General features: G+C 56.7%; 20 protein-coding genes. 7 read left to right on the top strand and 13 right to left on the bottom strand.

Annotated elements, in window-relative coordinates; translation table 11 throughout:
- Window position 1: 1 nt before the first annotated feature.
- The 4 genes from gspL to gorA are packed head-to-tail and all read left to right on the top strand — an operon-like array spanning window position 2 to window position 3,961.
- Window positions 2-1,309 carry a type II secretion system protein GspL gene (gene gspL / locus RVM24_RS05840; RefSeq protein WP_061333399.1) on the top strand — a complete coding sequence of 436 codons (1,308 nt, stop codon included), beginning with the start codon at window positions 2-4 and terminating at the stop codon, window positions 1,307-1,309.
- A gap of 4 nt (window positions 1,310-1,313) precedes the next feature.
- Complete coding sequence (gene gspM / locus RVM24_RS05835) at window positions 1,314-1,847, top strand: type II secretion system protein GspM (RefSeq protein WP_058091055.1); 534 nt, start codon at window positions 1,314-1,316, stop codon at window positions 1,845-1,847.
- Window positions 1,848-1,895: 48 nt separating this feature from the next.
- The gene (locus RVM24_RS05830) at window positions 1,896-2,573 is read left to right on the top strand and encodes a GNAT family N-acetyltransferase (protein ID WP_061333398.1); all 678 of its coding nucleotides are present in this window, start codon (window positions 1,896-1,898) and stop codon (window positions 2,571-2,573) included.
- Window positions 2,574-2,599: 26 nt separating this feature from the next.
- Window positions 2,600-3,961, top strand: a complete 1,362-nt coding sequence (gorA, locus tag RVM24_RS05825; RefSeq protein ID WP_431475100.1) for a glutathione-disulfide reductase — start codon at window positions 2,600-2,602, stop codon at window positions 3,959-3,961.
- Window positions 3,962-3,974: 13 nt separating this feature from the next.
- Here gorA and RVM24_RS05820 read toward each other — a convergent pair whose 3' ends face one another.
- From RVM24_RS05820 to RVM24_RS05810, 3 genes are all read right to left on the bottom strand, one after another.
- Window positions 3,975-5,906, bottom strand: a complete 1,932-nt coding sequence (locus RVM24_RS05820) for a HAMP domain-containing hybrid sensor histidine kinase/response regulator (protein ID WP_106695824.1) — start codon at window positions 5,904-5,906, stop codon at window positions 3,975-3,977.
- Window positions 5,903-6,802, bottom strand: coding sequence for an ABC transporter substrate-binding protein (locus RVM24_RS05815; RefSeq protein ID WP_431475099.1), 900 nt, complete (start codon window positions 6,800-6,802; stop codon window positions 5,903-5,905). Before RVM24_RS05815 ends, RVM24_RS05820 begins: the two co-directional genes overlap by 4 nt.
- 131 nt (window positions 6,803-6,933) lie before the next feature.
- Window positions 6,934-9,153 (bottom strand): TonB-dependent receptor plug domain-containing protein, encoded by a 2,220-nt coding sequence (locus tag RVM24_RS05810; protein WP_431475098.1) that lies wholly within the window; start codon window positions 9,151-9,153, stop codon window positions 6,934-6,936.
- Between the two features lie 123 nt (window positions 9,154-9,276).
- Here RVM24_RS05810 and RVM24_RS05805 point away from each other — a divergent pair, with 123 nt between their 5' ends.
- Window positions 9,277-9,951 carry a J domain-containing protein gene (locus RVM24_RS05805; protein ID WP_431475097.1) on the top strand — a complete coding sequence of 225 codons (675 nt, stop codon included), beginning with the start codon at window positions 9,277-9,279 and terminating at the stop codon, window positions 9,949-9,951.
- Here the strand turns inward: RVM24_RS05805 and RVM24_RS05800 are convergent.
- From RVM24_RS05800 to RVM24_RS05790, 3 genes are all read right to left on the bottom strand, one after another.
- Window positions 9,928-10,926 (bottom strand): bile acid:sodium symporter family protein, encoded by a 999-nt coding sequence (locus tag RVM24_RS05800; protein WP_431475096.1) that lies wholly within the window; start codon window positions 10,924-10,926, stop codon window positions 9,928-9,930. The genes RVM24_RS05805 and RVM24_RS05800 overlap by 24 nt on opposite strands.
- The gene (locus tag RVM24_RS05795; protein WP_431475095.1) at window positions 10,923-11,513 is read right to left on the bottom strand and encodes a flavin-containing monooxygenase; all 591 of its coding nucleotides are present in this window, start codon (window positions 11,511-11,513) and stop codon (window positions 10,923-10,925) included. The genes RVM24_RS05800 and RVM24_RS05795 overlap by 4 nt, the downstream gene beginning before the upstream one ends.
- A gap of 74 nt (window positions 11,514-11,587) precedes the next feature.
- Window positions 11,588-12,496, bottom strand: a complete 909-nt coding sequence (locus RVM24_RS05790; protein WP_431475094.1) for a LysR family transcriptional regulator — start codon at window positions 12,494-12,496, stop codon at window positions 11,588-11,590.
- A 116-nt stretch (window positions 12,497-12,612) separates the two neighbouring features.
- Between RVM24_RS05790 and RVM24_RS05785 the strand changes: the two genes are divergently transcribed.
- Together RVM24_RS05785 and RVM24_RS05780 are read left to right on the top strand one after the other, a co-directional pair.
- Complete coding sequence (locus RVM24_RS05785) at window positions 12,613-14,223, top strand: NADH-quinone oxidoreductase subunit L (protein WP_431475093.1); 1,611 nt, start codon at window positions 12,613-12,615, stop codon at window positions 14,221-14,223.
- Window positions 14,220-16,613, top strand: coding sequence for a YbcC family protein (locus RVM24_RS05780; protein ID WP_431475092.1), 2,394 nt, complete (start codon window positions 14,220-14,222; stop codon window positions 16,611-16,613). The genes RVM24_RS05785 and RVM24_RS05780 overlap by 4 nt, the downstream gene beginning before the upstream one ends.
- Before the next feature lie 3 nt (window positions 16,614-16,616).
- On the opposite strand, the gene RVM24_RS05775 is transcribed toward RVM24_RS05780, so the two are convergent.
- The 7 genes from RVM24_RS05775 to RVM24_RS05745 all read right to left on the bottom strand — a co-directional run bounded on the left by RVM24_RS05775 (window position 16,617) and on the right by RVM24_RS05745 (window position 23,179).
- Window positions 16,617-17,738 carry a sulfate/molybdate ABC transporter ATP-binding protein gene (locus RVM24_RS05775; RefSeq protein ID WP_058091042.1) on the bottom strand — a complete coding sequence of 374 codons (1,122 nt, stop codon included), beginning with the start codon at window positions 17,736-17,738 and terminating at the stop codon, window positions 16,617-16,619.
- Window position 17,739: 1 nt separating this feature from the next.
- Window positions 17,740-18,597 carry a sulfate ABC transporter permease subunit CysW gene (cysW, locus tag RVM24_RS05770; protein WP_431475091.1) on the bottom strand — a complete coding sequence of 286 codons (858 nt, stop codon included), beginning with the start codon at window positions 18,595-18,597 and terminating at the stop codon, window positions 17,740-17,742.
- Window positions 18,598-19,470 carry a sulfate/thiosulfate ABC transporter permease CysT gene (gene cysT / locus RVM24_RS05765; RefSeq protein WP_431475090.1) on the bottom strand — a complete coding sequence of 291 codons (873 nt, stop codon included), beginning with the start codon at window positions 19,468-19,470 and terminating at the stop codon, window positions 18,598-18,600.
- 9 nt (window positions 19,471-19,479) lie between these two features.
- Window positions 19,480-20,484, bottom strand: coding sequence for a thiosulfate ABC transporter substrate-binding protein CysP (gene cysP / locus RVM24_RS05760; protein ID WP_431475089.1), 1,005 nt, complete (start codon window positions 20,482-20,484; stop codon window positions 19,480-19,482).
- 121 nt (window positions 20,485-20,605) lie between these two features.
- Complete coding sequence (locus tag RVM24_RS05755; RefSeq protein ID WP_431475088.1) at window positions 20,606-21,574, bottom strand: beta-ketoacyl-ACP synthase III; 969 nt, start codon at window positions 21,572-21,574, stop codon at window positions 20,606-20,608.
- A gap of 131 nt (window positions 21,575-21,705) precedes the next feature.
- The gene (locus RVM24_RS05750; RefSeq protein WP_431475087.1) at window positions 21,706-22,761 is read right to left on the bottom strand and encodes an NAD(P)-dependent alcohol dehydrogenase; all 1,056 of its coding nucleotides are present in this window, start codon (window positions 22,759-22,761) and stop codon (window positions 21,706-21,708) included.
- Between the two features lie 136 nt (window positions 22,762-22,897).
- Window positions 22,898-23,179, bottom strand: coding sequence for a YebG family protein (locus tag RVM24_RS05745; RefSeq protein WP_374786597.1), 282 nt, complete (start codon window positions 23,177-23,179; stop codon window positions 22,898-22,900).
- Between the last annotated feature and the right edge of the window lie 102 nt (window positions 23,180-23,281).

Genomic DNA, 23,281 nt, shown 5'->3' with positions numbered 1-23,281 from the left:
CATGTCTTACCGCCTTTTTGTTCGGCCGGTCCCGCCCTTCGCAGACCTGGACCAGAACCCGGAATCACAGCTGTTCAGCTGGCTGTTACAGGATGCCAGTGGCGATACCCAGGCCAGTGGTGCGGCAGATACCCGGGATGCGATTGAGCAGACCCTCGGCCAGAATGCATTGGAAAAAGTGCTGCTGATCGGCCTTATTCCGGGTGACGAAGCCCTGTTTTGCCTGGCTGATATTCCGGCCAAGCAAAGCCGGTTCGTACACCAGGCGCTGCCATACGCGGTGGAAGAACAGATTGCCCAGGACATCGAGAGCGTTCACCTGGCGCTTGGCCGTCATACTTCGGATGGATACCATGTCGCGGCAATAGATCAATCCCAAATGGGGCAGTGGTTAGAGCTGTTTACAGGTTGGGAGCATGTGCGCCTGGATGCCATTTACCCGGATGCCTCCCTGTTGCCGACAACTGATAACGGCTGGACCGCCTGCCTCGACGGCGAGTGGGCCATGCTGGTAAGTCATAGAGGTGAGTGGCTGCGACTGCAGACCGCCAATCTAGGCATGCTGGGTGTTACCCTGGCGGCGCCAGCCACTGAAGAAGTGGTCGCGGAGATACCGGTCACTGTTTATGGAACCGAGCCCGAGCTGGAACTCTGGCAGCCGGCATTGTTGGAACTGAGCGGTGCCGATGGCCGGGTACATCTGGCGCAGAAGCCTCTGGAATTTACGGCGCTGGAGCTGCTGGCGTGGTCCCACCATCATCATATGTGTCACCCGGTCAATCTATGCCAGGGCGCCTTCTCCGTTAAAACGAACGGCAGCAGCCCGTTGAAGCCCTGGAAGCCACTGATTGCGGTTGCGTCCGTCTGGTTTGTGATTCAGCTGGGGCTTGAGATTGGTATGGGTGTGTATCACAACCAGGAGGCCGAGGAGCTGCAAAGCCAGGCCATGGCCATCTACCGTGACGCTTTTCCCGCTGACCGCCGTACCCACGCGGGCAATGTGCGCCGGGTGATTGAGGGCCAGTTGAGGGTGGCCGGCGCTGGCCGGGAAGAAGTGGATTTCATCACCCTGATGAAATACACCGGAGATCAGTACAGCCGGGTTGCGAATGCTCAGGCGGTTACCTTTAATTCCATCAACTACAGCCGGAACCGGGGAGAGCTAGTGGTAGACGTCCGGGCCGACAGTTATGAACGGATGAGTAATCTGAGAAACGGCCTGGCCAATCAGGGATTGCGTGCGCAGATTGGTTCTGTGGTTAATGAAAGCTCCGGCTCCCGTGGCCGGTTGACGGTTTCGGGAGGCTAACGCCATGTGGGCACGAATTAAAGACCAGCCGGCGGTCGGTAAGCTTATCGCGAGATACGATCAACTGCCGGTGCGGGACAGGCAGGCGCTGGTGATGCTGGGCATTGCTTTGCTGTTGGCCATTCTCTATTTTGGCATCTGGCGGCCTGTGGCTGATTTCAGCAACCAGGCGGAAGCCAGTCGTGAAAATGCCGAGCAACTTCTGGCCTGGATGCAGGCAAACCAGGCAACCATTCGTCGCCTTGGTGGCGCAGGTTCCGGTTCATCGGCGGGGGCCGGCGTTGAAAAGCCCGAGGACGGCCGGGCTCTGATGGCCCTGGTTACCCGCTCCGCAGGTGAAGCGGGGCTTTCGCTGCAGCGATTTGAGCCAAGCGGCGAGTCTGCCATCCGGGTCTGGCTTGAAGCCGCACCGTTCGCAGAGGTAGCGGCCTGGCTGGAACAGCTTGACGCCCGGCATGGGGTGATCGTAGATCAAGCTGCCATGGACAGGGGAAATGAGCCGGGGCGGGTATCCGTGCGGCTGACACTGACGATCTGAAAGGGGCATGCCCCAAGCTGACCGGTCATTCCGGAGGAGCGCGAGTAAATGCGTGATAAGCAGGAAAACAATAATAATTCTGATGCTGTCGTGGTTCGTCTTGATGAGACTGCCCGCAACGAGGCCCAGTCGATTCTTTGCCATGCGTACCGGGAAGATCCAACGTTCCAGTACCTGTTTGATCATCGCCGGGCCGGTTATGACCAGCGGGTAAGAGCCACGGTGAGAGAGCTGATCGACCTGTACCTTGAGCTCAATCAGGATGCCGTTGGTGTGATGAAAGGGGATACCCTGATTGCCGTGGCCTTCATCGGCGACCCGGAACTCCGGATGAACCTCGCCGAGCAGCTTAGCTGGCGAATTCGCATGGTGCTGACGGCGGGGTTTGCCTCGACTCGCCGATACCTGGATTACCATCAGAAAATCCGCGACCTGTTGCCGCACCCGCAGGCTCATCAGTTGCCTTTGATGGGGGTCAACCCAAAATACCAGAATCAGGGGTATGGTCGGGTTTTGCTCAAAGCGGTCGAGAAGCTTTGTGAGGAAAATCCCCGGGGCAAGGGGCTGGTACTGGATACCGGTAACAGCCGATATCTGCCGTTTTACGAATCCGAGGGCTTCCGCAGCCTGGGTAAGATACGCCTGGGTGATTTTGAAGATCATGTCCTGTTCCGGGAAATTGGATCTGAAGCTAGTGACGCCCGGAACGAGGCAACGCCGCATTAACACAGTATTTGTCATCAGGAGTGAATGTGTCAGACAGCCATGATTTTGATTTGATCGTAATTGGTGCCGGTTCCGGTGGGGTCCGCTTGGCTAGAATGTCGGCACAGCGGGGCGCGAAGGTTGCCGTGGTTGAGTCCCGCTACCTTGGGGGTACCTGTGTTAACGTTGGCTGTGTTCCGAAAAAACTGTTTGTGTACGGCGCCCAAGTTCATGACGAACTGGAAGATGCCGCAGGCTATGGCTGGCGAGTTCCGCTGGATCAGGTCAGCTTCGACTGGCCCACACTGGTGGCAAACAAAAACGCTGAGATTGAGCGCCTGAATGGCATCTATGGCCGCCTGCTCGAGAATGCCGGAGTTGAGATCATCAATGGCACGGCAACCATCAGTGATGCCAATACCGTCACGGTAGGCGAGCGGAGCTATCGTACAAAACACATCACTGTTGCGACTGGAAGCTGGCCGGTAGTGCCGGATGTTCCCGGTAAAGACTGCATCCTTACCTCCAACGAAATGTTCTACCTTCCGCAATTACCCCGTCATGCCGTGGTTTGGGGTGGTGGTTATATTGCGGTGGAGTTCGCCGGTATACTGGCCGGGCTAGGGGTGGAAACCACCCTGTTGTACAGGGGGGATCTGTTCCTGCGGGGCTTTGATAACGATGTGCGCCGGTTCACCGAGCAGGAAATGCGGAAAAAGGGCGTCGACTTGCGTTTCAACGCAACCATCGAATCCATTGAGACCCAGGGCGCCCACTATCAGGTTATGTTGTCTGATGGAGAACGCCTTGAAACGGGCCTTGTGATGGCGGCAACGGGCCGGAGAGCCCTGGTTGATGGTCTGGGGCTGACAGAACTGGGTATTGAACTCAACGCTTCGGGGCACATCGTTGTGGATGACCATTTCCAGACATCCGTACCATCAATCACAGCGCTTGGCGATGTCATAGGCACACCGCAGCTCACTCCAGTGGCACTGGCCCAGGCCATGGTGCTGTCTCGTCGGCTGTTTGGTGACGGTCAGGGCGATATGGATTACAGTGCTATTCCGACCGCTGTGTTTTGCCAGCCGAATATCGGTACCGTTGGTCTGACTGAGGAAGAGGCCAGGGAAGCCGGGTACAGGCTGCGCATTTACCGTTCAGAGTTCCGACCGATGAAATACGCATTGAGCGGACGGGACGAGAGATGCCTGATGAAACTGGTGGTGGACGATGAGACCGACAAGGTGCTCGGCGCTCATATGGTGGGGCCAGACGCCGGCGAGATCATTCAGGGGCTGGCCGTTGCTATCAAGGCCGGTGCCACCAAGGCGCAGTTTGACTCAACCATGGGCATTCACCCGACCTCAGCGGAAGAATTTGTCACCATGCGTGAACCGGTAGCGTAAGCTCGCCGGTTCTTTACAATCGAATCCAGCGGCTTAGTACTTCCCTGAGCGTCTCGCGGCGTACCGGCTTGGGTATGTAATCATTCATGCCGCTGGCCCGGCAGCTGGCCTCGGTTTCTGTTGAGACATCAGCCGTCAGGGCGATGATCGGCGTACCGCATTGGCCGTTCCCCTGTTCCCATTCGCGAATCATTCGGGTTGCCTGGTAGCCGTCCATCACCGGCATCTGGCAATCCATCAGGATGACATCGTAGCCTTCGTGTTTGTTTTTTACCTTGTCGACCGCTTCCTGGCCGTTATTCGCGGTATCGGTTTCAAAACCGAGCTTGTTCAGCAGCGTGGTGGAGACCTTCTGGTTCACCTCATTGTCCTCGACCACCAGGGCCCAGGATTTTTTTCCCAACTGCTCCCTCGGGATATCCGTGAACTCCGGTTGAACCGTAGCCGGGGCATCCGCCAGCTCGAATGGCAGCTCAAAACGGAACGAGGAGCCCTCTCCGAAATCTGATTCCACCTGAATATGGCCACCCATCAGTTCCACCAACCGCTGAACCAGAGAGAGCCCCAGTCCGGCGCCGTCATGGGCACGGGTGTTACCGGAGTCAACTTGCTCGAATGTGTGGAAAATATTGTGGAGGCGGTCACTGGGAATACCCGCTCCGGAATCACTGACTGAACAGCCGAAAAGCACACAGCCGCTCTCAAGCGATAACCAACTTGCGCGAACACTGACAAAACCGTTCGCGGTATATTTAATCGAATTATCCAGCAGCCCTGCCAGAATCTGTCGGACTCGAGGTGCGTCGCCAACCACCACCGGTTTGTCTGGCCAGTCTCCCAGAAAATTGATATCCAGTGCCAGGCCTTGCTGCTCTGCTGCATGGCGATAGGAAGCCGCACAGTTGGCCAGAATGGACCTTAGATCAAACTCCTGGTGTTCCAGTTCCAGAGTGCCGCTGTCCATACGGGCATAATCGAGAATATCGGAAATGACGGTAAGCAGGTCCTCTGTCGCCTGCCGGGCAGTGCCCAGGTAATCCCGCTGTCGCTTGGTTAACGGTTCCTCCTGGATTAACTCAACCATTCCCAGTACCCCATTGAGCGGGGTTCTGAGCTCGTGGCTCATGGTTGCAAGGAATTCAGATTTGGCATGGCTTGCCAGTTCGGCCTTTTCCCGGGCCTCTTCCGACACCGCGAGGGTCTGGTCGCGAGTGGTTCTGAGCTTCTCCAGATGGTCCGCCAGCTCGTTCAGTTGTTTCTGTATGGCGACAATCTCTTTGGAGTTTCCCTTGGTGGTCACGGGCTGGGAGTCATAGTCGCCGGTAATCAGTTGATCAACCCGGCTTGCCACCTTGCGAATGGGCTGCAGGATATTATTGAGGAAATGGTTAACCAGAACGATGGTGAACAGCAGCATGGCGACACCAACTGCGATAGAAGACCACAGAATACTCTGCTGACGATCGGCCAGCACGCGCGGTTCGACGCCCACTTCAACTGCACCAACCCGTAACGAACCAGAACTGAACCCATAGCCGGGGTTGAACCAGCCAGTGCCTGCTCCAAGGTCCAGGGGTTCCTGCAGGATTTCCGCAGAATAAATGTCGAAGTTATGGTGTCGCTGTGACGAGCTGTCAAGACTATTGCTGACAAAGCCGAGTTCTTTTCCGACCACATCGGTTACGCGTATCCACTCGGCTTTGCTTCGCCGTAGTGACTGATTCAGTGTCTGCTCAAGGGCGGCAATATTGCCGGAAACCACAGCGTACTCGAGTGCCGGGGCCAGGCTGTCCGCCAGCATCTGGCTGCTTTCAGCCAGGTCGGTACGCGCGTCCTCCAGCCGGGCCGAGGTAAAAAATGCCATTAACGCAACAAACATGACAACGGCTGGCAAGGCCCCAAGCAACAGAAGTTTTCTGGACAGGGATGCATTCTGCCTGTTCATTCCAAATCCTCCTGGCTGGATAGCATCAGGTCGTCCAGATACTGCGATATCCATTCACGGCTCGGGAGCGGAATGTTGAGTGATCGGGCCACTTGCTCGTTGACCTCAACACGAAACTCGTTCGGATACGCGGGTTCAGGAAGAATCCCGGTTTCAAAGTATGCCTGGAGCAATTCGCCAGCCTTGGCAGCCATCGCAGGAAATGGGGCATAGCCGGAGGCCAGTACGCCCGCCTTGACATAAGCCTGGCTGGGACCAATGACAATCCGGTTACGCCGATAGGCTGTCAGCAGGATGTGCTTGATATTTCTGGGGTTGTAGATGGCGTCGTCAGAGCCGGCGAGCAGAAAATCACCGTAGTTCAGGGCCCTGATAAGGGTAGGAATCAACTGGTCGTCGCTATCCGTGACGAATGCGCGTGCTTCGAGACTGTACTCCGCCAGCTGGTCAATCAAATCTTCATAGATCTCGACAGACTCCGTGGAAGCCAGCAATGCAATGCGATTGGACTGAGGCAGTATCGCCTTACCGGCCAGTGCCTGCCGCAATAACGGAACGTCATAGAAGACGGCAGACACCTGTCCCGGAGTGCGGTTAACGTACCCTTGGATAAACTTGCGCTCTACCAGCAACGCCAGTATCGGTGTGTTCCTGTTGATCTGACGAATACGGTTAAATGCGGCTGGGCCAATGGTGATGACGGGGCTGCCTGATGTACGCAGGCTTTGATCATCATGGATGAACACCAGTTCTGCCGTATCTCCGATCTGTTCACGTAGTAGGCGGGTAACATGTTGGTCCAAAGATGTGTTGCCTGAGCCTGCAATGTAGATAGTCGGCAGTGTTGGCTCACCGTTCTGACCGGAGACAAAAGGGGACCATGGCAGCAGAAGCATCAGCGCCACCACCATCGCGGCTCGGCTGATCCCTTGCAGGACTCGTGGCAGTTTAGTGTCAGAAAATCTGGATGAGATCATACCGTCCCGATTGGTGTGCTATCCCGTTGGTCAATCCTTTCAGCATAGTGTCAGAACCGGACTCCTGCCTCCACAAAGAACTGGTTGTGGTCTTCGATGTTGTTATCGGAGCTCAGTTCTGCTTCCCGGTTCAGATAGTGTTGCATGGTAAAGGCCACTTCAGCGGTATACCGCGGCTGATAGAAGCGCTTGGCAACTCTCGCATCAATGCGCTCGAATTGACTACGCCCAAATTCGTCTGCCCAGTAGAAGGCGGATGAGGCCTTGAGCCCCCACGGCAGGTCCTGAATCAGTGCCAGACTGCCGGAATGTCGCACAGAAAGCCGGGTCAGCAGACTGACCGCCTGGTCCTGTTTTCCAGTATCCAGATCACCGTCCTGGTTGATGATTGGCTGACCGGTGTACCAGGTATCCTGATCCAGGTAGCCGTAGCTGGCACGGAAGGTTGTGCCGGGGTATTCAATCATTGCTTCCACTTCAAAGCCTTGCTGATCCACGGCAACGTTGTTGTCGATGCTCCAGTCCTTGAGCTGAATAACACCGCTGATCATGTCCCGCATTTCATCCTTGAAGCCCCGCACTTCCAGAGACAGCATGGCCCGCTCTAGCGGGAACTGGCCGAAGTAGCTGACTTCCCGGGAAATGATTCGTTCTTCCCTCAGGTCTTTGCCGAGCGTAAGCCACCCCAGGTCTTCGTACGCATCCGCAGTTGTTACCCTGCGGCCCTCAAGATCGGAATAAATCGCAGGGCGGACATTGCGAAGGGTGTATCCCCAGTCCGGATTCTGCTCGAAACCGTCCGGGGTTCTGACCGCCTGGGAATAGACAAAGCGGAGGGCGTGCCGGCTATTAAGTGTGAAGTTCGCAGCCAACCGGGGCGAGAAGTAGTGATCGTCTGTTGTGCTTGTGCGCTCCCAGTTACCGCCTGCGTTAAGGGTGAGCCAATTTATCGGCGTATATTCCACGTTGCCGAAGAAGCGGGATTGGTAATTGTTACCTCGGCCGTTGAAGTAAGTCTCAGAGCGGTAAGTATCTTTCCGGAATCCAGCGCCGGAGACGATTCTCAGGTCGTCGCTGAGCAGAATGGTGTCCTGAAACTCCAGTTCCAGGCGCGTATCCTCTGAATCCGCGTCTACCTGGGCAATGGCGGGCGCGCCACCCCCGTCAACAAAGCAGAGCCGTTCTCGACTCCCATCCAAGGAATAGGTGTACTGATACAGCGGTGTGTTGTCTCTGAGGCACTGCACAGTGCTATCCGGAAAGCCAACGGTGTACTGTTGCCGACGGTCAAAATTTTGAACACTGGCCATAACATGGAAAAAATGGCGCTCGGAAGCAATAACGTTCAGTTTGGATTGCAGGTAGTAGTCCCGCACATCAATATCCGGATTCTCGAACGGGTTCAGCTCGCCGCTTTTGTCCTTGTCCTGGTAATTCATGCCATCCACAACGCCGCCCCGCAGCTCAACATCCGTGCGGTCGTTGATCTTGACGCGGGAATCATAGGTAAAGGAGTTGATGTCGTGGCCATCATGGAATGGAAAGCGTTCGCCGCCATCTACCTGGTAGTCGAAGCCATCGAACTTGCGCTTTTCATAGGTTAATCGCCAATCCATATCCGGGTCGGCGTTACCGACTGAACCAAAGGTTCGAAGGTGGCCCCGGGAGCCTCGAACCACTCGCGCCTCGACGCCTGCGGTATCGGCTGGGTCCCGCGTAATAATATTGATGGTGCCCAGGAAGGCATTAATGCCGTAGGCAGCCGAGTTGGGCCCCCGGGCTACTTCTATGCGTTCAATCATCTCAAGAGGCACCGGCATGGTTTCCCAGTCCATATCAGACAGGGTTGCCTTATGCGCAGTTCGACCGTCTACCAGGACCTGCATACGACGCTGTTCATAATGCACAGTGCCATGGTAGGTGGTAACCGGTTGGTGGCTACCAACGAAATTGACCACCATGCCAGGAACCAGGCGGAACACCTCGTACAGGTTCTGGATGCCAAGGTCCCGAATCATATCACCGGTGATCACGGTGGTACTTCCGGGAACCCGGGTTTTGGGCTGGCGCAGCCGGGTGGTGGTCAGGACCTCTGGAATGTCTTCGCCAAACGCCACCAGTCCATTGCTGAACTCAGGAACACTGGTGTCTGCACCGGCAGTGCTGGTCGACAGGGCGAAAATGGCTGAGGCAAGCAGGGAATGGCCGAAGGTTCTGCGCGTGCGGAGCCGGTTAGCGCGATTTTCTGACAGGTAATTCGTAATGCGCATGGGTGTCGTTCTATAATCTGCCGAGCGGACTGATTTGTTGTGGTTCTCCCTGAATCCTAGGGGAGAACGATTGATTTGTCTCTATAAAGATTACAGATTTTACAGATCCGGAGTGACTGTTTTATGAATTGCTGGGACATCCTTGGCATCGAGCCGACCGGAGATCGCGAACGCATTCGGCAGGCCTACGAGCGCCAGATGAAATTTGCCTCGGACAACGAGGCCCAGGCGCTGGAGCAGGCGTTCAGGGAGGCAACCGGTGGCATGCCGGCGGCCAGCATCGCCGCCCAACCCGAGCCATTCGCCGGAGAAGTCCGCCGAGAGCAGACGGAGGAATCCGGGGTTGAGGGCAACGCAGAGCGAGCGCTGGACGCCCACGAAGCCCAGGTTGTCCGCGAAGTGGTGATTCAGATTAAAGCCCTGATGAACGACAACCAGCGCCAGCAGGATGCTGGTATCTGGAAGGCCATCTTGTGTGAACCGCCTGCAGACCAGTTACCGCTACGCAGGGAAATCGCCAAAAGCCTTGAGCCCCAGATCCGCCCGATGGCAGAGAACGGCAGTTTTCCCCGTCCGGTGGCGCAGTTTCTGGGTGACTGGTTTGACTGGTTCAGCGTTCGGGAAGCAAGCCATGAGCCAGACCCACGAAATTACCCGGATGAAGAGGTGTCCAGGGAGCAGGCCAGTGCCGATCAGGCAGATCAGCCACCGCAGATGGTGAATTTCTGGCCTGCCGTTATTGGGTGGATCGTCGGTCTGGTTATCCTGGCAACCCTATTCGGAGGCATGGGCGGCTGACGCCCGATCGATTTTCGCTCGATACTTCTGGGCCAGGATGGCCCCGACGATGACCTGAATCTGGTTGTAGCACATGATCGGCAGCACAATCATGCCGAAGCCCGGATGGCCAGAGAACAGCACTTTGGCCATTGGCAAACCGGATGCCAGGCTTTTCTTCGAACCACAGAACACCACGGCGGTTTCGTCTTCCAGGCTGAAGCCGAGCTTTCTGACCATCATCATCGCCACCAGCATGAACAAGCCAAGCAGACCAAAGCATAGCAGGATCGTCAGTACCACGGCCTGAAGTGGAAGGTTCTGCCAAAGCCCACTCACTACCGAGTGTGAGAATGCCGAATAAACGATAATCCAGATGACACACTGGTCGTAACGGGCCATCAATGATTCATTGCGTGAAAGGAAACCACCCAGCATTGGCCTGAAGGCATGCCCCACCGCAAAAGGCAGCAACAGTTGCAGAACGATGTCTTTCAACGCCTCAGCCACGGCAAACTCCCCGGTTCCGGAAGTAGAAACCAGCAAAAGCAGCAAGAACGGAGTGAGCATCATTCCAAACACATTAGACGCCGCAGCGCTGCATATGGCGGCAGGCACATTGCCTCTGGCCATGGCGGTATAGGCAATGGACGACGACACCGCTGACGGAAGTACACCCAGATAGAGAAATCCGAGCCCCAGATCCCTCGGCATCCATTCCGGCACCAGGTTGCTGAGACCATTAATGGGCAGTACTGCCAGGGGAAAGAACACGAAGGTCAGGGCGGTAATCAGGATGTGCAGGCGCCAATGGGTGGCGCCGTCGATAATCTGTTGCCGGGATAGGGCTGCACCATGGAAAAAGAATAGCAGGGCTACGGCAATGGTACCGGTGGTGGCAAGCAGGTCCGCCGCCTGCCCGGTAACCGGCAGGAACGACGCCAGGACGATGGCGCCGAGCAATAGAAGGGTGAACGTATCGAGACGAAATTTCATGGCTGATTCTGCCGGTTAATCACGTCAAGACTGGGGGAGAGCAGGGCGCGCGAAAGCATTTCTGCCTTGGCTGGATCCTTATCGTGGTTCCAGCGCGCAGAGTGGAAGCAGGTACCCTTAAAACGGTCAATGCCGGGGATGGCGGGTATGGCAGGGCGGTTCAGCTGCCCGGTGGCCGTGATCAGCACGTCAGCTCGATATTCATCCCCCGATTCCGTACCAACTACCCACTCATTCGATTGGCTGTCAAAGCTAGCCGTGGCGACGGCACGGTCGAACTCGATATGGCGCGCCAGGTCGTACTTCTGAACACAATGCTCCATGTACCCGAGTATTTCGGCCTGGAGGCCAAACTTCCGGCTCCAGTCGTGTTTGGGCTTAAAGGAGTAGGAATAAAGGTGCGATTGAACGTCGCAGGCCGCGCCGGGGTAGGTGTTGTCTCGCCAGGTTCCGCCAACGGCACCTTCTTTTTCCAGCAATGTGATTTGCTCATAGCCGGCCTTTTTTAGCTGGATGGCCATGCCGAGCCCGCCAAATCCGGTGCCGATTATGATGACAGAAGGTTTTCGAGGGGCGCGCGATGTCATGGCTACTTCCTGATCTTGTTGTATTTTTACGCCCCATGACTATAACGGCCCCGGCGCCGCATCAAAAGACCAGTTCATCCAGAATCATTGTCCGGAAAGGTCAATAGTCGTTCCGGAGGTTGAGCCATTAACTCCTGAAGGGCCGGAGACTCAAATTGCCTGCGAATACGAATGGCATAGAACTCTTCGAACACGCCCGGCAACGCACCGTAATCTCTGAGTTCGCCTTTGCGCAATTCGTCACGCACAACCACCGGGGGCAGGATGGCGAAATGCCCGCTGTCTCGAGTCAGCAGGCGCATCATCGCCATATCGTCCACCTCAGCCAGAATAATCGGGTGGATCTGGTGGTACTCACACAGCTGATCGAAAGCCTGCCGGATATTGTTGTCCTGGCCCGGCACGATCAATGGTTGGTCATGCAGCATGTCAGGAAAGCCGACCCGGGATTCGGCGGCCGCCGGCCCGATAATGCTGACAGTTTGCCTGGCAATACGCCGGGATAGCCAAGGGGTTTCGTCGTCACCGTGAACGGGTTGATTGGACAGAATAAGATCCAAACGGTGGGCCGATAGTCTTCTTAGCAGATCTTCCAGGCTACCGCTCTGGAGCTTGAGCCCCAGATCCTGGCGGCCGAGCAATGGCCGAAGGAAGCCTTCCTGGAAGTTCCTTGACAGAGTTGCTACCGCGCCAACCTTGAGCACCTCCCGATTGGTCTGGCGCCCGGTTCGGAAAAGGGCTTCCAGTTCCGCGCCCTGGCGAAAAATATCTTCCGCATAGGTAAAGGCAACGCGGCCGGCTTCGGATAGTTTTAGCCGTCGCCCCTCCCGGATGAACAGTTCATGGCCAAGACTGTCCTCGAGTTTCCGGATCTGACCGGACAGCGCAGACTGGGAGATATGCAACGCATCCGCTGCGCGGGTCAAATGGCCTGTGCTGGCTACTTTCCAGAAATAGTATAAATGATGATAGTTCAGGCGCATGGATATTCCCCGGATTTGCCTTTGTTCTCTTTTGGCGAACAATTTAATCTTTATAAACCATTTTATCTATGAATTCATAATCGGCAAAGTAGCTCTGTTCGCAAAAGGAGTTCGTTATGCCGACAATCACCAGCGTATTTTCCACCTCCGCCCTGGCTACCTGGCTGGCCTTGCCGATCCTGCTCCTGGCGCTGGCCGGCTTCGCCAACTGGACTCGATCAAAAACCAAGATTGACCATTGCTGGCGCCTGGCGGAGTTTTTGCTGCAAACGCTGATTGTGGTCACCGGTGTGGTGGGCTTTCTTTTGTTGCTGAAGGCGGCCGGGCTGGATACGCGGTTGCCGGAACTGGGGGCACCGCTCGGGCTGTATCCCGATGGCCTGTCGGTATGGATGGCGCTGATGGTCAGTTTTGTCTCCTGGGTGATTCTACGTTATTCCCGGGATTATCTGCGCGGCGATGCCGCCTTCCCGGTGTTCTTGCCCTGGTTCCTCACCACAGTGGCCAGTGTGCTGGTGTTGGTATTCACCAATCATCTGCTGGTTCTGGCATTCGCCTGGATTGGTGTCAGCCTGGCCTTGCACCAGTTGCTGACGCTCTACCCGGAACGGTCGGAAGCCCGGTTGGCCGCTGCACAGAAGTTCATTACCAGTCGCCTGGGCGATCTGGCGATTATTGGTGCTGTGGTGTCTATCTGGCACCACTACGGCAGTTTTCATATTCCCGAAATCTACGCATTGGCCGGGGAAATAGGTGGCTCGTCCCCCGAGCTGACGACCGCGTCAGTACTGCTTGCCGTTGCCGCCGTGCTCAAATGCGCACAGATTCCATTTCACGGGTGGCTGATCCGGGTGATGGAAGCGCCTACGCCGGTATCGGCACTGCTTCATGCTGGAGTAATCAACCTCGGCGGGTTCCTCTGGCTGCGGCTGTTCCCGGTGTTTGAGGGGTTTACAGCGGGCCACTTCCTGTTGCTTGTCGCTGGCGGCGTGACCGCCATCGTGGCAGTGTTTGCCATGATGACTCAGAGCTCGGTAAAACACGCGCTGGTCTGGTCCACCAACGCTCAGATGGGTTTTATGCTCTTTGAGATTGCGCTGGGCGCTTACACCCTGGCATTACTGCATTTGCTTGCCCACTCACTGTACAAGGCGCACTCATTGCTGGCGTCTGGCCGGGCGGTAAAGGCCACGGCGGTCTACTTCTCCGGTCGCCCGGGGGCATCGCAGCTGGTCCTCGCCGGCGTGGCATCAGGTTTGGCGGCAGCCATGCTGTGGATGCTTCCCGAGCTTGTGGAGGGCAAAGCGATACTGGCGGCGTTACTGGTGCTGGCAGTTGCCGCGTCGGTTCTCGGACTTCCATCGGGTAGCACGGCCCGTGCCCGGGTATTGGTTGTCGTCATGGCGATCAGTCTGGTACCGCTATATGGTCTTCTCCACCTGGTACTGGGGCCTTCGGTTGCGGGCGCAGATAATTTTGTGCTCTGGCCGGCGGCCACTGCGGTGGCCTGGGTAATGCTGGGTCTTCTGGCCGGGATGTCACTACTTGTGCTTTTCCGGCCGGATTGGGCCTGGTTGCAGCGGTTGAACCTGCCGCTCAGCCAGGGCCTGTATCTTGATCAACCGTTCGAACGGGTTACCCGACGGTGGGCCAGGCAATGGCTTCAGGATGGCACCGAAGAAACGAAGAAAGCCCGTTACGTTCTGTCTTCAGGAGAACCATCATGAGTGCCACTTTACGCGTGCCGGATGTCGATCAGAACCAGGCTGTTGATCAGGTTTCCATCGCCTGTGAGCGGATTGCTCCCAGCTGGCCTCTGGATCGGTGGATAGCGGTGAATCCCTGGTGGGGCCACAGGCATCAAGGTATCGAGGAAGCCGCCATCGAACTGGTTTCCCGCAGGGGGCAGGGCATGTTGATGGCGCCGGAATTCTATCTGGAGGCCTGGCACGGCGGCCGTATCCGTGAGAGCGACCTGATAGCTGCAGCCGAGGCGCAGGGGGTAGACAGGCCGACGCAATTGTTGCTTGAGCAGCTGTCCCGGTTACGGCCACGTGATGTGAAACCGGGGTTGGCGCTGTCACACATTCAGCCATCGGGTGACGGTGATGCGCTATCACAGACTACGCAGTTTCTCGGGCTGCTCTGTGGTCGGTATTTTGATCATCGGCAGGGACAATGGCTGACGAATACCAAGGGTACCGACCTGTATCGCTACTGGTTATCCATGGCCGGTCCCCGGGGCCTGGTTTCTAAAGCGCTGGCGGCACAACTTCCGGATGATTGGCAGAGTGCTGCAAATTTTCTTGCTCAAGCTTTGCCCTATACCCCAGATCAGTTAACGGCGGCGGTACATTCATTGTTGCTGCATTTGCCGGGCTGGGCGTCATGGTGCCGCGGCGAAGATTGGCGAGCGTCCCTCGACGGCCAGCCATCCCACCTCTGCCACCAGTTAGCTACGGTGTTACTGGCTTGCGAGTGGATGGCTGCGTCTGCGCTACCGGCCGATGAGCGGGCTAAATGGCAGCAGGCGGTCTCTGGTGGGCAGCTGGCGAGGCACACTCACGGTGATGATGCACTGATGTGGGTTTGGCATCGCGCCTATGAAATGGCATGGCAGCGCCAGTTCAGGGACTGGTTACGGCGCCCGGCGGAACAACCTGAAGAAACGGCAAGCAGAATCCCTGAAGTCCAGGCGGCGTTCTGCATTGATGTCCGTTCAGAGGTGTTGAGACGGCACCTGGAAAGCGCTTCGGCAAAAATAGACACTCTTGGTGTTGCCGGGTTCTTTGGGCTGCCCGTGATGCATCAAAAACTTGGCCCGTCAGACGATGAAGCCCGGTTGCCGGGTTTGCTGGCGCCGGCTTATCGTTATGTTGATACCCTTGGCAGTCTTTCGGCAGACCTGGAACGCAACAGGCGGCTGGACGGGCGGGAACAGGTACGGGAAACGGTTCGACATGCGAAATACGGTAGCCTCTCAACCTTTACGTTGGTGGAAACCACCGGACTGGCGTGGGCATGGAAGTTGGTTCGGGACGGCTTGCATAAGAACCGAAAAACCAGGGAGGCGACGCCCGAAGGCCGTCTGTTTCACCGCTATGGCGGAGATCCCTTATCGGATCCAGAGCGGGTTAACCTGGCTGAGGGGCTGCTGAGATCCATGTCGTTGACCGGCAATTTTGCACCATTGCTGGTGCTGGTTGGCCATGGAGCTCATACCGATAACAATCCGAACCAGGCCGGGCTTGCCTGCGGAGCCTGCGGCGGTAAAAACGGCGACGTTAATGCCAGCATTGCCGCACAGTTGCTTAATGACCGCAGTGTGCGCGCCGGGCTGGCGGAGCGGGGCATTGTCTTGCCGGAAAGCACTCTGGTTGTGGCTGCGGAGCACTGCACGGTGACGGATCAGGTACGCCTTCTGGGGGGAACGGCCATACCCGCCAGCCATCAAAGGATTGCCAGTGAACTATTGCAGTGCTTTGAAAGCGCTTCGGTGGCCACACGCCGTGAGCGGGCAGGAACGCTCGGTTTGAATGGTCACTCCGATGAGGGCCTCCTGAAAGAACTCAACAAGCGCACCCATAACTGGGCGGAGGTCAGGCCTGAATGGGGGCTGGCAAACAACGCAGCCATGATTATTGCGCCCCGGCACCGCAGCCGTTCAATCAATCTTGCCGGCCGGTGTTTCCTTCACGAGTACAGGCCAGAGCTGGACGACACAGGTTCGGTGTTGTCTGCGCTGATGTCGGCTCCGATGGTGGTGGCAAACTGGATCAACCTGCAGTATTTCGGATCGGTTACCCAGCCGTCGCTCTACGGCGCGGGCAACAAACTGCTGCATTCGGTCGTGGGAGGCAACATTGGTGTTGTTGAGGGCAACGGCACCGATCTTCGCATCGGATTACCCTGGCAATCCGTTCACGATGGTGAACGTTTGCGCCATGAACCCATACGGTTGACCGTGGTGATCGACGCGCCAGCAGAGCGAATTGAGCAAGTACTGCAGGCTCAGGACGACGTAAGAGCCCTGGTTGAAAACCGGTGGCTCTGGCTATGGCGGATGGATGACAGCGGCCTGCAGCAGTATTCCGAAGGCCGCTGGGTGGCGGCCTGAGGATTACATATTACTGGCGTTAGCCGCTGTGGTATAAGCCCAGTCGACGGATCGTGGCTGGGCACTATCGGCAACGAACAGGTGGCCGATGTCTGGCACCGCGTACCACAGTTCACCCCGGCTTGGGTTGTGGCGGGCGAATTCGTTGTGGCTCATGCCAACTTCCCAGATCTCGTCACTGTTCCAGCCCACCGGCACAAGCTCTATCCGCACTTCCGAGCCAATCAGACTGATGGCTTCGATACGCAGCGGTAAACGGGCGTGAATCGCTGGCGCTCGGGCAAGGTGGACCTCATGGGGGCGCAAGTACAGCTGGGCTTCCTGGTCAGACTTCTGCCCGGGCAGAGACACCCAGGCATCCCCCTGAACCAGCTTATGATTTTTCACGACGCCGGAGATCACATTGACATGGCCCAGGAAGTCGAACACAAACCGGCTTTCGGGCCGTGCGTACAGATCGGTAGGTTCGTTGACCTGTTCCACCTGTCCCTGGCTCATGACCACCACCTGATCGGACAGCTCCAGGGCTTCTTCCTGGTCGTGGGTGACAAAGATGCTGGTGAAATGAAACTCGTCATGCAGCGCCCGTAACCAGCGACGCAGGTCTTTGCGCACTTTCGCATCCAGGGCGCCAAAGGGCTCATCCAGCAGCAGTATACGGGGCTGAGTTGCCAGGGCCCTGGCCAGGGCCACCCGTTGCTTCTGGCCACCGGACAATTGCGCCGGATATCGGTCGGCCAGTTGCGGTAACTGGATCATCTCCAGCAGTTTGGCCACCCGCTGGCGTATCTCGGATTTTGTCGGCCGCTGTTTGCGGGGCAGCGATTCAAGGCCAAATGCGATGTTCTCGGCCACGGTAAGATGACGGAACAGGGCGTAGTGCTGAAACACGAAGCCAATATTACGATCCCGAACGTGCAGGTTGCTGACGTCATCGCCGCCAAACAGGATTCGGCCAGAGTCCGAAGATTCAAGCCCGGCGATAATCCGCAGCAGCGTGGTTTTGCCCGAGCCGGACGGCCCCAGAAGCGCGGTCAGTTTACCTTCAGGAATCTCCAGGGAAACGTCTTTCAGCGCCTGGAAACGGCCGAAGGTTTTGGAAATCTGGTCGATAGTGATGCTCATATCAGACACCTCCTTTCTCGGGCGTCAGGATCGTTGGGCGGGATTGGCGCCACTCTACAAAAGCCTTAACAATTAGGGTCAGGATGGCTATGGTTGCCAGCAGGGCGGCACTGGCGAAGGCGCCTACCACGTTATAATCTTGATAAAGCAGTTCAACATGCAGCGGTAAGGTATTGGTTTCACCGCGAATGTTACCTGAAACAACCGACACGGCACCGAATTCACCCACGGCGCGGGCATTGGTCAGTACTACGCCGTAGATCAGCGCCCACTTGATGTTAGGCAGGGTAATCTTCCGGAAAATACGCCAGCCAGACGCACCCAGAACCACGCCGGCTTCTTCTTCCTCACTGCCTTGCTGTTGCATCAGCGGGATCAACTCGCGGGCAACGAACGGGCAGGTCACAAACACGGTGACCATGACAATGCCCGGCCAGGCAAACATCAACTGGACATCGTGGGTGGCCAGCCAGCCGCCGAGCCAACCGTTCCGGCCGTAAAGCAACAGATACAGCAAGCCGGCGATTACCGGTGATACGGCAAAGGGAATATCGATCAGGGTCACCAGCAGTTTCCGGCCCGGAAACCGGAACCGGGTAACGGCCCAGGCGAGGGCAGTACCAAAGATGAGATTGAGTGGTACCGTCAGTGCTGCAACCAGCAGGGTCAGGCCGATGGCGTGCAGGGTGAACTGATCCAGCACGTTACCGGTAAAGGTGCTCCAGCCGGCACTCAGGGCCTGGAAGAAAATGACTACCACCGGAATCACCAGCAGAACAAGCGACACCAGAACCGCAGTACCAATGAGCAGGCGGCGCACCCAGGGTTGATCGCCGACGCGATGATGTTCAGCTGCCATCTATCGGCCCTCCAGGCGGCGCAGGTATCGGCCCTGCCAGAGGTTGATGGCAAATAGCAGTACCAGTGAAGCCAGCAGAACAACCGAGGCAATGGCGCTGGCCGCAGCGTAGTCGTATTCCTGCAACCGGATAAATACCATCAGACTGGTGACTTCGCTGACGTAGGGGGTATTGCCGGCAATGAATATGATGGCGCCGAATTCACCCAGGCTGCGGGTGAAGGAAAGCGCAATGCCAGTGACCAGCGCAGGCCACAACGACGGAAAGATGACCTTGCGGAACACCCGGCCGTCGGAAGCACCGAGGCTGACCGCGGCTTCCTCATCCGCCGGTGACAATTCCTCCAGCACAGGCTGGACAGTGCGCACCACAAAGGGAATGCTGGTGAAAGCCATGGCAACCACAATACCCAAAGGGGTGAACGCCACTTCAATGCCCAGCTTGGCCAGCCACTGGCCGTACCAGCCGTTCTGGGCAAACAGGGTGGCCAGGGTGATGCCGGCAACGGCGGTGGGTAATGCGAACGGAAGGTCTACAAAGGCATCCAGGATACGCTTGCCCGGGAAGTCATAACGTACCAGAACCCAAGCCAATAACAAGCCAAAGACACCGTTAAACAGCGATGCGGCCAGGGCCGTCCATAACGTCACCTTGTAGGATTCAACCACCCGGGGATCGGTGATTGTGAACCAGAACTGGTCCCAAGTCATGCCGGATGTTTCCACCACCAGGCCAGATAACGGGAGCAACAAAACCAGGCTGACGAAAAACAGCGAAATGCCGAGGCTCAAACCGAACCCCGGCAATACCCGTTTGCTACGACCTGAAAAGCGCCGGACTGGGGCGGCGCTCACTTGAGCGGGAGCAGACATCTCAGCCTCTTACCGACGCCGTTGCAACTGGTCGAGTTTGCCACCGCTGCTGAAATGCTTGGTCATGGCGTTTTCCCAGCCGCCAGTAATCTCATCGATGGATTTCAACTTCAGCTCACGGAAACGGTCTGCGTTTTCCTCGATAACCTTTTGGTTATGGACCCGGTAGTTGAACCCGGCCAGCAAGCGCTGGGAATCTTCAGAATACAGATGGCTCAGGTACTCTTTTGCCAGTTCTTCAGTCCCGTTCTGGCGGGTGTAATCATCAATCCAGGTCACAGGAAACTCGGCAAGGAAACTGACCTTGGGGGTGACTACTTCGTATTCGCCGTTCTCGAAACGATCGGCGATGTTCAGAACCTCCGATTCAAAGGTCAGCAGTACGTCGCCAATGCCGCGCTCAACAAAGGTGGTGGTGGCGCCACGGCCGCCGCTGTCAAACACCCGGACACGGCCCAGGAAGTCTGCCAGGAACTGGTCAATCTTTGCTTCGTCGTCACCGAAGGCATCCTGGGCGTATCCCAGTGCGGCCAGATAGGTGTAACGGCCATTGCCGGAGGTTTTCGGATTCGGCATGACCAGGGCAACATCATCACGAACCAGGTCATCCCAGTTCTGGATGTTCTTCGGGTTGTCCTTGCGCACCAAGAACGCCATGGTGGAGTAGTAGGGGGAGCTGTTGTTTGGCAAACGCTCTGCCCAGTTTTCCGGGATCAGTTGACCGCGTTCGTGCAGGATGTCGATATCGGTAACCTGGTTAAAGGTGGCTACGTCTGCCTTGAGGCCCTGAATGATGGCTTGCGCCTGGCGGGATGAGCCAGCGTGGGATTGGCGAATATTGACCGTTTCACCAGTTTTTTCCTGCCAGTGCTTCTGGAACTCCACGTTGTAGGCCGCGAACAGTTCCCGGGCGATATCGTAGGAGGTGTTGAGAAGCTCTCTGTCAGCGGCCAGTGCAGGCTGGGCGGAAAGCAGGGCGGCGCCCAGAGCAAATCCTTTAAGCAGTTGTTTCATCAGACGCTCCTCAGAACCGGAAATAGTGAATCTGAGAAGCAATCTAACAAAGTTTTTTAAGAACCAAAAATACTAAAAGAAAATAATGATAGCGCTTTCGGGAATGAGGTGCCGCGCCTGATCAGTATTTCAGCAATGCGGAGCCCCAGGTGAACCCTCCGCCGAAGGCCTCCAGCAGAACGGTTTCACCCCGTTTGATACGTCCATCCCGAACGGCCTCATCCAGTGCCAGAGGAATGGACGCTGCGGAGGTGTTGCCATGACGATTAACGGTCACCACAACCTGGTCCATGGACATATCCAGTTTTCGGGCCGTGGCGGCAATAATACGCAGGTTTGCCTGATGCGGTACCAGCCAGTCGATATCGGATTTGCGCATCTGGTTGGCCTGCAGGGTTTCATCCACAATCTGCCCAAGGGTGTTTACGGCAACCTTGAACACCTCGTTGCCTTTCATTTCTACAAACGCATTGCCTGCCTTGATGGCATCGAAGTGGTTAGATACGCCGCAAGGAACGTGTAGCAGGTCCTCGTAGCGGCCATCGGCGTGGAGGTGAGTGGACAAAACTCCGGTTTCTTCGTTGGCCTCAAGAATTACCGCACCGGCACCATCGCCGAACAGGATGCAGGTGCCCCGGTCTTCCCAATTGATGATTCTGGAGAACACCTCAGCGCCAATGACCAGTGCCTTCTTACTGGTGCCGGTTTTTATGAATTTCTCAGCGGTTGCCAGGGCATAGACAAAACCGCTGCATACCGCCTGGATATCAAAGGCCGGGCAACCCTGAATACCCAGCCTGGCCTGGAGAATACAGGCACAGCTCGGAAAAACCTTATCCGGGGTGGTGGTGGCAAAAACAATAAGGTCAATATCCGTTACCTCAATGCCGGCGGCTTCGATGGCCCGCAGTGCGGCTTGCTCTGCCAGATCCACAGTGGACTGGCCGGGCAGGGCGATGTGACGTTGTTCAATGCCGGTGCGCTCGCGAATCCATTGGTCAGAGGTGTCCACCTTCTGCTCCAGGTCGCGATTGGTAACGATGTTGTCCGGCAGGTAGGAGCCGGTTCCGGCAATGCGTGCAAAGGTCATGCGCTGTGTCCAGGATCGATTACGATAACAATAGACCCATGCTAACCCTTTGCAACCGGAATGGTTATTAGCGGATTGTCAAAGACCACCCGGGCGACACAATGCCAACCCGGGGCGTTAATGGGTGGTAATCAGCTTTGCTTGAGCGTGTCCATATCGATCACGAAGCGGTACTTCACGTCGCTCTTTTTCAGTCGTTCGTAGGCGTCATTGATGTTGCGGATGTCCAGCATTTCAACGTCACAGGTAATGTTGTGTTTCGCGCAGAAATCCAGCATTTCCTGGGTTTCCGGCATACCGCCGATCAGCGAACCGGCAACCACCCGCCGCTTGGTTACCAACAGTCCCGCCTGGAGTGCGGGCTCCACAGGCGTCAGCAGCCCTACCAGAATATGGGTGCCATCGTATTTCAGGCACTTCAGGTAAGGGTTGAGATCGTGGGCCACGGGAATGGTGTCGAGCAGGAAGTCGAAGGAATCCGCAGCGGCCTTCATCTGGGCCTTATCTGTGGAAATGATGACGTGATCAGCACCCTGCTTCTTCGCCTCCGCCACTTTGCTTTCTGAACGGGTGAAGATGGTGACTTCCGCCCCCATGGCCTTGGCCAGCTTCACACCCATGTGGCCCAGGCCACCCATACCAAGAACGCCCACTTTATGGCCCTTGCCAACTTTGAAGTGCTTAAGCGGGGAGTAAGTGGTGATACCGGCACACAGGAGCGGTGCAGCGCTGGCCGGGTCCAGGTTTTCCGGCACGCGTACCACGAAACGATCGCTTACCACGATGTTGTCGGAATAACCGCCATGGGTGACGGTGCCATCGTGGCGATCCAGGCTTCCATACGTCATGGTGGAGCCTTCTATACAGTATTGTTCCAGCCCGGAATCGCAGGCGGAACATGTACGACAGCTATCAACCATACAGCCTACGCCCACCAGATCACCGGGTTGGTAACGGGTAACATCCCGGCCTACGGCAGTGACACGACCAATGATCTCGTGACCAGGAACAACGGGATACTGAGAGCCGCCCCAGTCGTTCTCGACGGTATGCAGGTCACTGTGGCAAACGCCGCAGTAATCAATTTCAATGGCGACGTCGTCTGGTCTCAGCTCACGCCGGTCAAAGGAGTAGGGCGCCAGGCCCGACGTTGGACCTGATGCTGCGTATGCGCGGGTATTGGCCATTAAAGACTCCTTGCTAAATGGTATTCCGGGTTACGGGTGTTGTTACGTTACCATCGATTTTCAGACCAGTGTACGAATCGATACAACCCAAGGAAAAATAGGGGATTCCGATAGGGGGCGGCCCAGGCGTTCGCCTCTAGTCAGCCGGAATCTCAGCTTCAGCCAGGATCTCTGGCTTCTTCAGTGCTTTGTGAAACAGGTCCTTGTTCTCAGCAATCAGCAGGGCGCATTGCTCCGCCAGTTGCTCAGGCATGTCAGGGATCTTCTTCTCAAACCAGAGCTGGATGTTCTCCGAGAGCTCCAGCATTTTATCGCGGGCATCAGCTTCGGCTTTGGAAGTGAAAAGCATCGAGTCGGGATTCTTGAGTGCCATTTCGAGTCCGTCGCGGTCTGAGTAGAACAAAGATTGAACAGCCATTAAGAAGATTCCTCGCTGTTTATGGATGACTGTATAAATATGGGTCTTCACTTCTTTTAGTGGGTAACCCTTTATTTCCCTGCCGTTTTTGGTCAATGTTAG

Source organism: Marinobacter sp. KM021 (assembly GCF_050707965.1).
Taxonomy (GTDB): Bacteria; Pseudomonadota; Gammaproteobacteria; order Pseudomonadales; family Oleiphilaceae; genus Marinobacter; species Marinobacter shengliensis.
This window is presented reverse-complemented; position numbering and strand designations above follow the sequence as displayed.